This is a genomic window from Bacillus sp. (in: firmicutes) (assembly GCA_012842745.1).
GTDB lineage: Bacteria > Bacillota > Bacilli > Bacillales > Bacillaceae_J > Schinkia.
On record DUSF01000024.1, the window covers coordinates 1 to 14,517 of the forward strand.

Genomic DNA, 14,517 nt, shown 5'->3' on the forward strand with positions numbered 1-14,517 from the left:
AATATACTTTAATTATAACACTGTACGGATTAGTACGCCATTATTTATATGCGAAATTTGACAAAAAAATATAAGCCTACGTTGGCTTACAGTCACTTTTTATTTGAATTAGGTGTAAAACTCCCGATATCTAAATGAGAAAAATGTAGTTTTCGAAGGAGAGGGAATAATTATTGCAATATTTGGATATTCGTACTAAAATTAAAAATAGTATATTTTAAGATTCTTAAAACCTTTGATACATAAGCTTTTTACCGCTATTAGAAAATGCAGTATCAAAGCTAAACCTCGTTACTAGAGGATTGAAACGGATATTCTCAAATGGTAACGGTGGTAACGCTGTGCGTATCAAAGCTAAACCTCGTTACTAGAGGATTGAAACTAAACAATATTATCATTATAACTTTTGCCAATCTCTTGTATCAAAGCTAAACCTCGTTACTAGAGGATTGAAACCGAATAGTTCAGCAGGTGAGGAAAAGCCAGTGCTTTCGTATCAAAGCTAAACCTCGTTACTAGAGGATTGAAACCTTACTATCTGTCAATTATATCCACCTCCACCCGCGGGTATCAAAGCTAAACCTCGTTACTAGAGGATTGAAACTATCTATAAAATAGCCAAGTGCATTTAATAGAATTTGTATCAAAGCTAAACCTCGTTACTAGAGGATTGAAACGTGTTGCCTACATAGATATAAGTCGCATCTGTTCTAGTATCAAAGCTAAACCTCGTTACTAGAGGATTGAAACGTAAAAAATGAACAAATTATCATTTAATCACACGGTGAGTATCAAAGCTAAACCTCGTTACTAGAGGATTGAAACTTTTATAAAATCAGAGGTTTTTAAATGCATTAGTCTAAGTATCAAAGCTAAACCTCGTTACTAGAGGATTGAAACCAAAATGGACATACCCAAACGAATCAGTTAACTGAATGTATCAAAGCTAAACCTCGTTACTAGAGGATTGAAACAACTCTATCAAGAGGGTCCCATTTGACCTTTGTGCGTATCAAAGCTAAACCTCGTTACTAGAGGATTGAAACCTTTGGTTGTATTCTAAACGTGTGCCATCGAAATTGTAGTATCAAAGCTAAACCTCGTTACTAGAGGATTGAAACTTACATCCTATGACTTTCCCGCTGTCGTCACGAATAAGTATCAAAGCTAAACCTCGTTACTAGAGGATTGAAACTTTACCTGATTTTACTTTTATACCTTCCGTTTCATTGTATCAAAGCTAAACCTCGTTACTAGAGGATTGAAACAAAATAAAAAGTTGGGTTGGCGGTATCATTTGGTTGTATCAAAGCTAAACCTCGTTACTAGAGGATTGAAACGCATTAACAAGACAAGAAAAGTTGTACGAGTTGTCGTTGTATCAAAGCTAAACCTCGTTACTAGAGGATTGAAACGAGATTTGTGCATTTGCAATTCTTGCTTTACCAACAGAGTATCAAAGCTAAACCTCGTTACTAGAGGATTGAAACGGTACAGTAAATCAATCGCTATCAGCAGGGTATTACTGTATCAAAGCTAAACCTCGTTACTAGAGGATTGAAACAAACTTTGTGATAGCGTTGGTTGTGAGCCGACTAGGTATCAAAGCTAAACCTCGTTACTAGAGGATTGAAACGATACAAACATAAATGGAATTTGAGACAACACAGCAGTATCAAAGCTAAACCTCGTTACTAGAGGATTGAAACTATTGTGGATTCAATGGAAGACTTTGCTAGGTATGAGTATCAAAGCTAAACCTCGTTACTAGAGGATTGAAACATATAGTGTTTGTGCCGGCCACTGCGTAGCCTTGCGAGTATCAAAGCTAAACCTCGTTACTAGAGGATTGAAACATCGCTCGATTTTGGGTAATTCGATTCCAAATTTGGTCCGTATCAAAGCTAAACCTCGTTACTAGAGGATTGAAACATTGTTATATACGGATTTTGGGGTTAACAACTTAAAGTATCAAAGCTAAACCTCGTTACTAGAGGATTGAAACGGGCACAGTTATCAATTCTTACATAATTCCCTTTACGGTATCAAAGCTAAACCTCGTTACTAGAGGATTGAAACGTGTAGATAGTGGTGGTCACTATACCAATGAGGTTTGTATCAAAGCTAAACCTCGTTACTAGAGGATTGAAACCCGAAGAAGCCAAAACGACTGCCAAAAGGTTTAAGTGTGTATCAAAGCTAAACCTCGTTACTAGAGGATTGAAACATAATGTAAGTTTCGATATCGTAATTGTTTTTGAGCTTAGTATCAAAGCAAAAACCTCGATTAGAGGATTGAAACTCAACAGTTTGTTTAATTTCAGGTCCAACAATCTCGTATCAAAGCAAAAACCTCGATTAGAGGATTGAAACTGTAGAAATGACTTGTTCGGCACTACGATAATGCTTGTATCAAAGCAAAAACCTCGATTAGAGGATTGAAACGTAGAATCTTTTAAGTAGTCATATCGATTACTTGTTCCGTATCAAAGCAAAAACCTCGATTAGAGGATTGAAACTTTAGTTTCGCAAGCCGGATATCGTCCTTATTTACGTATCAAAGCAAAAACCTCGATTAGAGGATTGAAACATCCGAGCAACGGTTGCAATCAATAATGCAGAACATTGTATCAAAGCAAAAACCTCGATTAGAGGATTGAAACATATAAGATAGATAAACCATTAACCACTATTACAACGAGTATCAAAGCAAAAACCTCGATTAGAGGATTGAAACAAAACCAATTTTTGAATACCAGGTATATACTTAGAGTATCAAAGCAAAAACCTCGATTAGAGGATTGATTAATTCTGCAAGATTTGTAGTATCGGACATTTTTTACCCTCCCTCTATAAATGTTGATGTATCAACGGCTTGAGCCGTTGTCAGGGTGTCAAAAAATATTTTTCGACACGGCCTCTAACAATATTTTGATAATATGTGAAACTATTCCATTATATGGGTACGCTATGCGGTCACTGCTGGATAATAGTGGTAAGTAGTGCTTGGAAATTATACGATGCACAATGGATCTCTGCGTAGCTTATGATGTACCCTCCCATGTCTCTGGGCATCTGTGTGCCTGCATTCCTTCGTTCGGTCTAGTCATAAGGCAGAGGCTAACGAAGCTCCTTTAGGGACTCGAAGTCGAATGGTGAATATATTGCCAGCTTCTCCGTGTCATCCTGTTGTCTAGGTCTTAGTAAGGGGATGTAGGGTTTTAAGCAGCCTCTACGAGACTAGGAATATCCCTCATCATTCGCTGTGCGTCAAACGCTTTGTGCTTAGGACTAATTCCATGTAATACTTTTAATAGCTTACCGCATAGAACCACGATGGATTGCTTCTTGCGTAACGGGTTAACCTGACGGTTTGTGTAATACTCATGTAGCCTTCTAAAAGCTTCGTTGTAGCGAATCATCGGCATCATCACTCGGAACAGGAGGGCGCGTAACTTTCTTCTGCCCCGTTTGGAGATGCGTTTTTGCCCTTTATGCTGCCCGGAGGAATTTTCACATAACGTTAATCCCGCGAGTTTGATTAGTTGGCGTGATCTTCGTAGTGTGAAAAGCTTCCGATTTCAGCTAATAAATCGACAATGGTGGTATCCCCAAGACCTAGAACCGTTGATAGCCATTCATATTCTACAGATTTTTTTACAAGCTGAACTAAATGTTGAGTCATGCTTTCAATATCTTCTTCTAGCTGGTGGTAACGGCGGACAAGCGTGGCGATTTCAATACGGGCCATCTCATGTCCTTCTGTTACGCCAATAGAATGAGCTGCGATTTCAATAAGACGTATTGCCTTCGGTCTTTGAGGGGATTTGAGACCCTCAACTTTTCGATAAAGGGTTAAAATTTCATCGGGTTGTTTCTGGTCAAGATCGCTTGGAAATGGCGTATATTCAAGTGCAGCCATAGCCATTTTTCCGAATGTAGGAAATACCTGAGTAAACTCAGGAAAATAACGATCCAACCAGCGAGTGATCATGTTTTTGACAGCACCCAATTCCTCTGTCAACTTACCTCTAAACGTTGACCCCACACGAAGTTCAGCCTCCATATCTTTTAAGATACGTGGATAACTAAAACGTCCATCTTTGACTAATTGAGCGATGACCAGCGCATTTTTACGGTCATGTTTCGTTGGCAGATTGTCATCTAATTCCTTTGAACGTCTGACGTGCATTGGATTGGTCATGACAAGTGGAATGCCTCGCTCTTCTAAAAAATAGGCTAAATTGAGCTAGTAATGGCCTGTAGGTTCAATTCCAACGATAACTTCTGTTTTTTCACTTTTCTTCATCGCTGCCAGAACCCTTTGATAGAAAAGCTCAAAACCATTTCTGGATTGAGATACAGAGAATGATTTTTGGAGCACTCGTCCTCGGTCATCCACAAAGCAAACGAAATGTGTCCGCTTAGCAATATCGATGCCAACAACGAGTGTTTTTTCGGTGACTTGATTTATTTTCTGATTTTGTTTAAAATCCATTATGGAGTCCTCCTTGGTTAACAAATTAGGGGTCAATTCGTCCAGATTTGACACCCCGCATCATACCAAGAGGGCTCTTTTTGTTCAAGTCCCCGAAAATCTTTCTAACAGGAATGCTCCCTCTAATAGTTTCTTACGAAAAAATATACGATGTTAGCGTTTATTATTGATTTACTGACAACTAGTTGTCGTAATAGCTATCCCAAAATTTTCAAAAAGGGGTATAATTGTCTTATGCGAGGTGAAAACAAGTGTCGCAAATTCGAGATAAATTCAAAAAATTAATGCAAACAATGATCATCATCCAAACTTCACCAGGAATCAACTCCTCAGAAATTGCCAATCAACTTCAAACTTCAACAAGAACAGTTCAACGATATATAAAACAACTTAGAGAAGCGGGATTAATAATAGAGGCAAGCAGTGGACATATGGGTGGATTTTTGTGTCGAAATGGATATAAGCCAAATCCAATGTATTTAACGTTCGAAGAACAAACAATACTTACACTAGCAGTAAATACACTTATAAGCTCTGAAGGCTTTCCTTTTAACAAAGAGTTATCAAGCGCTTTAAATAAAATTTACAGCAGCTCATCTTTGATAAATAACAGGAAAGAAGATTTTCTATCAATTATGCTACCGCCAAGAGGAAATAATGAACAAGCGAAGCGGTTAATCGTAGAAGTAAAAGAGGCAATGAATGTGGGGTCAAAAATTGAAATAGAATATGACTCGTTTTCAAGTCAACAAGTTAATAGAAGAACGATAAATCCTTATCACGTTTTTCTTCATGATGGTTTTTGGTATCTAGTAGGATTCTGTAACTTAAGAAGTGAAATTCGAACTTTTCGCATTGACCGAATTAAACAACTTAAAGTGCTAAATGAAAAATTTCAGGTAGACCAAGATTTCAATATAGATGAGTACATCAAAAATAGTTGGTCGATTGCCAAAGGCGAAAAAACAAAAGTGGTCATTAAATTTTCCCCACCGATTTCACGTTTGATTTTAGAGACTATGTGGCATGAATCACAACAAATAGAAAATTTAGATGATGGTACTTTACTTTTCACCGTGGAAGTAGAAGGTACATGGGAAATTAAAAAATGGGTTTATGGATTTGGGAAGTATGCGGAAGTGATGGAGCCAGAGAGCTTGCGACAGGAGGTTAAGGAAGAAATTGGGGTGATGTTGGGGAGGTATGATAGGGACGAATGTTAAAAAGATATTGGTTTTCAATTAAATCCCATAACAGATAAAAAGTGTCGGGAGTACTCCTTTTTTCCAATTCAAAGCATACGTATTTAAATTGAGTAGTTGGTTGCAGGTATTTCTAGTTATATAAAGGCTAAATTAAAAATATGGAGGGGTTGGATGAATTTTATTGCTCATATTCGAGAAAATGATAACCAAATACAAACAGTTAAGCAGCATTTATTAGAAGTAAGAGATTTAGCAGAATTATATGGGGAAAAGCTTGAGGTAAAACATCTAGCTGGTCTCGCTGGAATGCTACACGACCTAGGAAAATATTCAAATGAATTTAAAGAGTACATATTAGAAGCAGTAAATAATCCTGAAGCACCACCTAAAAGAGGAAGTGTTGACCACTCAACAGCAGGAGGAAAGCTTTTATATGATCTTTTTCATACAGAAAATATTGAACGTTATAAAGGAATTGTCGCTGAAATAGTAGGAAACGCTATTATTTCGCACCATTCATATCTTCAAGATTTTTTAACTCCTAATTTAGAGTCTAATTATTTAAGTAGAGTTCGTGATAAAGAATTACCTAGATTTGAAAGGACAAAGCAATATTTTTTTGAAAATGTCATAAATGAAGGAGATTTTTATGATTATGTTGAAAAGGCTGCAGTTGAAGTTGAAAGATTTTTAGTAAAAGAGTCATCAGAGCATAATGAAAAGCAATTGATGTTTCTGACAAAATTTATCTTCAGTGCATTAATTGATGCTGATCGAACAAATACAAGGTTATTTGAAGAAAATAAGACTAATGAAACCGAAAAACCTACTGATTACAAAAAACTGTTTGAGACTTACTATCAAAGATTAATGACGAAGATGAATTCATATAAGGCACATCCGAAAGCCAATACACCTATTAACCTCTTAAGAACAAAGATGTCAAATCAATGTGAAGAATTTGCAGAAAGTCCATCCGGAATATATACATTATCAATTCCAACTGGTGGTGGTAAGACATTAGCCAGTTTAAGGTATGCATTAAAACATGCCATTAAGTACAACAAAAAGCGCATTATTTATGTAGTTCCCTATACAACAATTATAGAGCAAAATGCTGAAGAGGTAAGGAAAATATTGTTGGACGAAGGTAATATATTAGAACATCATTCTAACGTAATCGAGGATACAAATATAGATGATGAAAGCCATTCAGGCAGAATGAGTGTACAGCAGAAATTAAAATTGGCAAAAGATAATTGGGACTCACCTATTATCTTTACCACAATGGTGCAGTTTTTAAATGTATTTTATGCAAAGGGAAGCAGAAATATTAGAAGACTTCATAATTTATGCGAATCTATTATTATTTTCGATGAGGTGCAAAAGGTTCCCATTTCAAGTGTTTCTTTATTTAATCAGGCATTAAACTTCTTAAAATTATATGGTCATTCAAGTATGGTTCTATGCACTGCTACTCAACCAGCTTTGGAATTTGTTGAACATAAACTCGAAATAAATACAGATGCCGAAATGATAAATGACCTAGACAATGTTATTGAAGCATTTAAACGAGTCGAAATTATTGATAAAGCAACTGATGAAACATTTAACAACGAAAAACTATGCGATTTTGTTGAAACTAAACTTGAAGACGTTCAAAACGTTTTGATTATTTTAAATACAAAATCAGTTGTTAAAGATTTATATAATCAATTGAAAGAAAGAGAGATTCGTTTTCCTCTCTATCATTTAAGCACATCAATGTGTGCAGCTCATAGAAACAATATTTTGGAAGAAATAAGACAGCACCTAAAGGATGGTAATAAATTAATTGTTATTAGCACCCAACTGATCGAAGCTGGCGTGGATGTTAGCTTTGATTGTGTCATTCGTTCTTTAGCAGGATTAGATTCAATTGCCCAAGCGGCTGGGAGATGTAATAGGCATGGTGAAAAGAATATAAGAAATGTATATGTTATTGACCATGTGGAAGAGAACTTGAATCACTTAAAAGAGATTAAAGTCGGAAAGCAAGTGTCGAGAAAAATTTTAATTGATTTAAAGCATGATAAAATGAGCCATGGCGGGGATATTTTATCTACAAAAGCAATGGAGCGGTACTTTCAGGAGTATTATACAGATTTCAAGGGAAATTTGAATTATTTTATTCCGCAACTTAAAAAGGAAATGATAGAGTTATTGACTGCAACAAAATGTAAATATAGTTATTATCAAGCCTATCTTCATAATGAAAGGAATCACCTTCCATTATTTATTGTAAATAGCTATAAAACAGCGGCAGAACATTTTCATGTAATTGATAATAATACAACGTCTATTATAGCCCCATATGGTGAAGGGAAGGAAATTATCGCAGAATTAAACAGTAATAAATCGATAGAAGACTTAACAAGATTATTGCGGAAAGCCCAACAGTATACGGTTAGCGTATATGAGTTTGATAAAAAACAATTAGACAAAAATAATGCATTAGTACCTTATCTTGACGGAAAAGTATTAGCTCTAAAGGAAGGGGCGTATAATCAGGAGTTTGGTCTTGATATTGAAAATGAAAGTTGGTCTGGATTGAATATGTTTTAAAAACCTATCTTGTTTTAGATAGGTTTTTAAATAATATAATATATCTTTCAATCCACGCTTTTTTAAAGCGACAACTTGCAATTTATTATAACATGTTTTGATAGTATTAATTATGTTTCATATAATATATAATTTAAAACTTGAACAAATGGTAATAATAGGTTAAAATGAAATTAATTGAAAATATGGAAATGGAGGAGGTGAGATAATGCGAAATGCAATTGAGTTTGAGGTTTATGGGAAATATGCCTTATTTACTGACCCTTTAACAAAAATGGGTGGAGAGAAACTATCATATCAAGTACCAACATACCAAGCTTTAAAGGGGGTCGTAGAATCGATTTATTGGAAACCCACACTTTTAATGGTAGTTGATGAAGTTAGAGTTATGAATGCTATACGAATGGAGTCAAAAGGCATCCGACCAATTGAATATGGTGGGGGGAATACATTAGCAAATTACACGTATTTAAAAGATGTGAAATATCAAGTAAGGGCTCATTTTCTATTTAACCCACATCGACTAGATATGGCTTTTGACCGTAACGAAAATAAGCACCATAACATTCTGATACGCTCACTCAAAGCTGGTGGTCGAAGAGATATTTTCTTGGGGACAAGAGAATGTCAAGCATATGTAGAGCCGTGTATTTTTGGTGAAGGTAAAGGATTTTATGACAACTATGATGGTGAAATTCATTTTGGTACGATGGTTCATGGTATCAATTATCCAGATGAAACTGGCAGTAATGAAATGGAAGTACGGCTTTGGAATCCAGTGATGAAGAATGGGATTATAAAGTTTATAAGGCCTGACCAGTGTACACAAATCAGAAAGGTTAAAGATATGGAACCTAAGCACTTTGATGGAACAAATGTTGAATCAGTTGATAACTTATTAAAGACATTTGAAGAGGGGGGGAATCAATGAACTGGCTACTAAATTTATATGAAACCTATGAATCTAATTTAGGTCAAGTAGGTGTAATTGAAAAAAAATATAATGAACAAGAATATACACTGCTTCCGATATCCCATACAACTCAAAATGCCCATATTGAAGTGGAAATAACTGAAGATGGAGAATTTCATTCTGCTAGAGTAATAGATAAAAATGATGCAAGTACATTAATTCCTTGTACGGAAGATTCAGCGAGCCGTGCAGGGGCTAAAATTGCACCTTATCCACTTCATGATAAATTAAGCTATGTAGCGGGGGACTTTGTAGCTTATGGGGGAAAAATAAAGAAAGAGGAGCCCTTTACATATTATATTAAACAGTTGGAAGAATGGGCCGAATCGCGATATTCCAATAAAAAATTAAAAAGTATATTTACTTATTTATCTAAGAAACAATTAATAAAAGATTTGGTAGAATCTAAGATTTTGTATTTAGATACAAGCGGTAACTTAATTGATACATGGGATAAAAAATATGAATCATTGCGTGGTGAAAAGCCAGCAATTTTTTCGGTAGTTAGTGGCGAACAAGAAAGTGCTTTTATAAGATTCAATGTTTATTCGCCAAATAAGATTTTAGAAAAGGTATGGAAAGATCAGGAAATGTATGACTCCTTTATTAATTATTATCAAGAGTTATTAGGTGAAGAAGACCTTTGCTATGTAACGGGAAAAATGTCTCCAAGTACTGAAAGGCATGCAAATAAAATAAGAAATCCGGCAGATAAAGCAAAATTAATTTCAGCAAATGATACTAGTGGTTTTACATTTAGAGGGCGTTTTAATAAAAGCCACGAAGTAGCGAGTATTAGTTATGAAGTATCTCAAAAAGCTCATAATGCCTTAAAATGGTTAATAAATCGGCAAGGGAAGTTCATCGAACAGCGTGTGTTTCTTGTTTGGGGAAATGATGATCTTGAAATTCCTGATCCTATGGTTGATACCTTTTCAATCGATCCAACACCGATTGAAAGAACAGAAAGAATATCTTTTACAAACCGGGAGTTCGCAAATGAAGTTGCAAAGGCTTTGGATGGTTACAAAAGCAATTTATCTACTAAATCAAATGTAAATATTCTCATCCTTGATTCGGCAACAACAGGACGAATGGCAGTACTATACTATCGAAATATGGACAAAGAACTTTATTTAAACAGGCTTATATCGTGGCATTCCACATGTGTGTGGCTCCATCGCTATCGAAAAGATGATAAAGGTGAGTATGTACAGTTTTATGGAGCGCCAGCTACTAAAGATATTGCATTTGCTGCTTATGGCCCTAGGGCAGATAATAAGGTTGTTAAAGGATTAATGGAGCGTATTCTTCCCTGTATAATCGACGATAAAAAAATACCAATGGATATTATTAGAAGTGCAATTTATAGATCTTCAAATCCAGTATCGATGGAAAAATGGGAATGGGAAAAAACCATTAGCATTACATGTGCGTTAATAAATAAAAAGGAGGAGGGATACAACGTGGCATTGGATACAGAAAATAATGACCGTGACTATCTATTTGGCCGTTTATTAGCAATTGCTGATGTTTTGGAAAGACGGGCTCTGGGTTCTGATGAAACAAGAGCGAGTAATGCAATCCGTTATATGAACTCTTTTTCTAAACATCCAGCAAGAACGTGGAAAACAATACAGGAGAGTTTACAACCCTATCAAGCAAAGTTAGGAACAAAGGGATTGTATTTATCGAAATTAATAGATGAAGTTGCTTCAAGAATCAATTATGATGATTTTAATAATAAACCATTATCAGGGAAATATTTACTGGGATTTTACAGTCAACGTCATGATTTATATCAGAAAAAGGAAAAAAGCGACTCAATAGCGGAAACTTCAAATTAGAAGGGAGAATTTAAATATGACAATTTTAGATCGCAAAATCGATTTTGCTGTTATATTATCTGTAACAAAAGCTAATCCAAATGGGGACCCACTTAATGGCAATCGTCCAAGGCAAAATTACGATGGTCATGGTGAAATTTCAGATGTAGCAATTAAACGTAAAATCAGAAATCGCTTGCAAGATATGGGTGAATCAATTTTCGTGCAATCAAATGATAGAACAAATGATCATTATAAAAGTTTAAGAGAACGTGCTGAAGGTAATTCAGAATTAGAAAAAATATTAAAATCAAAAAATAGTTCAAGTGAAGAGTTTGCTACAATTGCATGTAAAGAATGGATTGATGTTCGAAGCTTTGGACAAGTTTTTGCTTTTAAAGGCACAGGTTCAGGGGCAGGTGTCTCCGTCGGTGTTAGGGGGCCAGTTTCTATCCAAACTGCAACAAGTGTTGATCCAATTGATATTACAAGTATGCAAATTACGAAAAGTGTCAACTCAGAACCTGGAAAGGAAAAAGGGTCTGACACAATGGGTATGAAGCATCGTGTTGATTTTGGTATTTATGTTTTTTACGGTAGCATTAATACGCAATTAGCAGAAAAAACTGGGTTTTGTATTGAAGATGCAGAAAAAATTAAACAAGCACTTATAACATTGTTTGAAAATGATACTTCATCAGCACGTCCAGATGGTAGCATGGAAGTGCACAAGGTTTACTGGTGGGAGCATAACTCAAAACTTGGTCAATATTCTTCTGCTAAAGTACATCGGTTAGTAGATATTAAACATAATGTCGAAGATCCAAAAAAGATTAAAGATTACACGATAACTTTAAATGAATTAGAAGGCTTAAAGGTAGAGGTTATTGATGGATTATAAGGATGATGAAGACAATCATTTAATGTTGTCAGGCATTCAGCATTTTCAGTTTTGTAAACGCCAATGGGCTTTAATTCATATTGAACAGCAGTGGGAAGAGAATGTTAGAACAATCGAAGGGCAACATCTTCACGGAAAAGCTGATAATCCCTTTATCAGGGAGAAACGGGGCGACAAACTAATTGTTAGAGCAATGCCAGTTAAGTCTCGTGAACTTAAAATTTCAGGTATATGTGATGTAGTTGAGTTTATTAAAGATGAAAATGGTGTTGAAATTAATGGGTCTGAAGAAAAGTACGTGGCTTATCCAGTTGAATATAAACGCGGGAGGCCTAAAACGAATGACTCGGATGTTTTACAATTAGCAGCACAGGCTATGTGTTTAGAGGAAATGCTACTTTGTGAAATTAACAAAGGTTATTTGTTTTATAACGAAACAAAACACAGAGTTGAAATACCAATTTCAGATGATATTAAAAACAAAGTAAGGTCAATTTTTCGGGAAATGCATGAATATTTTAAACGCAATTATACACCGAAAGTAAAGACTGGGTCTTTCTGCAATAATTGTTCCCTTCAAGATATTTGTTTGCCCAAACTAATGAATAAGCGGTCAGTGAAAAGTTACATTGAAGGGAAGGTTAATGAATGAAAAAACTTCTTAATACATTGTTTATAACTCAAACTGATGTTTATCTATCATTGGACGGAGATAATGTTGTGGCTCTTAAAGATCAAGAAAAGTTAGGAAGAGTGCCATTACATAATCTTGAATCTATCGTTTCCTTTGGTTACACTGGCGCAAGTCCAGCACTAATGGGTTATTGCGCAGAAAGAAATATTTCTTTGGTGTTTTTAACAATGAATGGGCGATTTTTAGCCAGAGTTATTGGAAAAAGTAAAGGGAATGTTGTTTTAAGAAAGAAACAATATTTAATTTCTGAAAATGAAGAAGCATCAGCAAAGATTGCTAGAAACTTCATCGTTGGTAAGATTTTCAATAATAAATGGATAATTGAAAGGATGACCAGAGATTATCCATTACGGATAGACGTTGCCCAATTTAAAGATATTTCAGGTCATTTATCGTCTCTTATTCATGAGGTGAGGAAGTGTGAAGATTTAGAAAGGCTAAGGGGCCTGGAAGGACAAGCTGCTATTAGTTACAATAGATTATTTGATCAAATGATATTACAACAAAAAGAAGATTTTTATTTTCATTCCCGTTCTCGAAGGCCGCCACTTGATAATGTAAATGCTATGCTTTCATTTGCTTATACATTGTTGGCAAATGATGTTGCGTCGGCATTGGAGGGTGTGGGATTGGATGCTTATGTTGGTTTTTTACACAGGGATCGACCCGGCAGGGCATCATTAGCGTTGGATGTTATGGAAGAACTGCGGGGCGTTTATGCAGACAGGTTTGTACTTTCATTAATTAATAAAAAAGTAGTAAATAAAGATGATTTTTATAAAAAAGAAAATGGTGCCGTTATTATGACAGAGGAAGCTAGAAAGAAATTTTTAGCTGCATGGCAAAATAGAAAGCAAGAAAAGATAACACATCCATTCTTAGGTGAAAAGATATCTTGGGGTCTAGTACCACATGCGCAATCCATATTGTTAGCCCGATTTTTACGCAATGATTTAGATGAATACCCACCATTTATGTGGAAGTAGGTGTAATCTTTGTTAGTTTTAATTACCTATGATGTTAGTACAGTTAACAGTGCTGGACAGAAAAGACTGCGGAAGGTTGCAAAAGTGTGTCAAAATTACGGCCAACGAGTACAGAATTCAGTATTTGAATGTATTGTAGATGCTACACAGTTCACAACGTTAAAATATGAACTTGCTGAAGTTATTAATCATGAGCAAGATAGTCTTAGGTTTTATCAATTCGGTAACAATTATAAAACAAAAGTGGAGCATATTGGTATAAAAGAAGCAATTGATTTAGAGGGACCTTTGATTTTTTAGTGCGGATGTAGAGTGCACATAGAATTCTATGTACATTCGCACCATATTTTTAGCTTACTTTTGATTAATTTAAGTTATTTTGTTAAATGTTCTTTAATTATTAAAGAAAATAGTGAGGTTTAGAACAAAATAATACATTTTTATGCTACTGTTGCTCCAAATTCGCTGTCGCATCCTTCGCGGATGCGTGGATTGAAATCTGTATGCCTTTTTCTTGTTTCGCTAAAAATTTGTCGCATCCTTCGCGGATGCGTGGATTGAAATACGTTTAGGAATCATTTGCAACAACTCTTTCGTAGTCGCATCCTTCGCGGATGCGTGGATTGAAATTGAAATAGCTCCACCTGTTGCATCAATAACAGGAGTCGCATCCTTCGCGGATGCGTGGATTGAAATACATAGGCCTAAAACGTAAATCCAGTGATATTCTGTCGCATCCTTCGCGGATGCGTGGATTGAAATATTTGTCAAAAAGCGTTAGTTTTTATATTACTGAGTCGCATCCTTCGCGGATGCGTGGATTGAAATTG

8 protein-coding genes, 1 pseudogene and 2 CRISPR repeat arrays are annotated in these 14,517 nt (G+C 35.5%); of the genes and pseudogenes, 8 read left to right on the forward strand and 1 reads right to left on the reverse strand.

The features are described from left to right. Positions 1–272: 272 nt before the first annotated feature. Positions 273–2,809: a CRISPR direct-repeat array (repeat unit 37 nt; unit sequence GTATCAAAGCTAAACCTCGTTACTAGAGGATTGAAAC). 412 nt (positions 2,810–3,221) lie between these two features. Further along, positions 3,222–4,498 (reverse strand): annotated as a pseudogene (locus GX497_03025) (IS110 family transposase). 251 nt (positions 4,499–4,749) lie between these two features. Here GX497_03025 and GX497_03030 point away from each other — a divergent pair. From GX497_03030 to cas2, 8 genes are all read left to right on the forward strand, one after another. After that, complete coding sequence (locus GX497_03030) at positions 4,750–5,721, forward strand: transcriptional regulator (protein HHY72193.1); 972 nt, start codon at positions 4,750–4,752, stop codon at positions 5,719–5,721. 153 nt (positions 5,722–5,874) lie between these two features. Next, on the forward strand, positions 5,875–8,307 hold the full coding sequence (gene cas3 / locus GX497_03035; GenBank protein HHY72194.1) for a CRISPR-associated helicase Cas3': 2,433 nt from the start codon (positions 5,875–5,877) through the stop codon (positions 8,305–8,307). A 208-nt stretch (positions 8,308–8,515) separates the two neighbouring features. Next, on the forward strand, positions 8,516–9,238 hold the full coding sequence (gene cas5c / locus GX497_03040) for a type I-C CRISPR-associated protein Cas5 (protein ID HHY72195.1): 723 nt from the start codon (positions 8,516–8,518) through the stop codon (positions 9,236–9,238). Further along, complete coding sequence (cas8c, locus tag GX497_03045; GenBank protein ID HHY72196.1) at positions 9,235–11,127, forward strand: type I-C CRISPR-associated protein Cas8c/Csd1; 1,893 nt, start codon at positions 9,235–9,237, stop codon at positions 11,125–11,127. Before cas5c ends, cas8c begins: the two co-directional genes overlap by 4 nt. Positions 11,128–11,143: 16 nt before the next feature. Then, positions 11,144–12,007: a type I-C CRISPR-associated protein Cas7/Csd2 gene (gene cas7c / locus GX497_03050; GenBank protein ID HHY72197.1), complete on the forward strand. Its 864-nt coding sequence runs from the start codon at positions 11,144–11,146 to the stop codon at positions 12,005–12,007. Next, the gene (gene cas4, locus GX497_03055; GenBank protein HHY72198.1) at positions 11,997–12,659 is read left to right on the forward strand and encodes a CRISPR-associated protein Cas4; all 663 of its coding nucleotides are present in this window, start codon (positions 11,997–11,999) and stop codon (positions 12,657–12,659) included. Before cas7c ends, cas4 begins: the two co-directional genes overlap by 11 nt. Then, the gene (gene cas1c, locus GX497_03060; GenBank protein ID HHY72199.1) at positions 12,656–13,687 is read left to right on the forward strand and encodes a type I-C CRISPR-associated endonuclease Cas1; all 1,032 of its coding nucleotides are present in this window, start codon (positions 12,656–12,658) and stop codon (positions 13,685–13,687) included. The genes cas4 and cas1c overlap by 4 nt, the downstream gene beginning before the upstream one ends. Positions 13,688–13,696: 9 nt before the next feature. Further along, entirely contained in the window at positions 13,697–13,987 is a 291-nt protein-coding gene (gene cas2 / locus GX497_03065) for a CRISPR-associated endonuclease Cas2 (protein ID HHY72200.1), read from the forward strand. 167 nt (positions 13,988–14,154) lie between these two features. Then, positions 14,155–14,515: direct repeats of the CRISPR family, unit length 32 nt; unit sequence GTCGCATCCTTCGCGGATGCGTGGATTGAAAT. The last annotated feature ends 2 nt before the right edge of the window (positions 14,516–14,517 follow it).

Bases quoted from the DNA above. Each gene is read 5' to 3' on its own strand.
- cas3 (HHY72194.1), top strand. From the start codon at position 5,875: ATGAATTTTATTGCTCATATTCGAGAAAATGATAACCAAATACAAACA.
- cas5c (HHY72195.1), top strand. From the start codon at position 8,516: ATGCGAAATGCAATTGAGTTTGAGGTTTATGGGAAATATGCCTTATTT.
- cas8c (HHY72196.1), top strand. From the start codon at position 9,235: ATGAACTGGCTACTAAATTTATATGAAACCTATGAATCTAATTTAGGT.
- cas7c (HHY72197.1), top strand. From the start codon at position 11,144: ATGACAATTTTAGATCGCAAAATCGATTTTGCTGTTATATTATCTGTA.
- cas4 (HHY72198.1), top strand. From the start codon at position 11,997: ATGGATTATAAGGATGATGAAGACAATCATTTAATGTTGTCAGGCATT.
- cas1c (HHY72199.1), top strand. From the start codon at position 12,656: ATGAAAAAACTTCTTAATACATTGTTTATAACTCAAACTGATGTTTAT.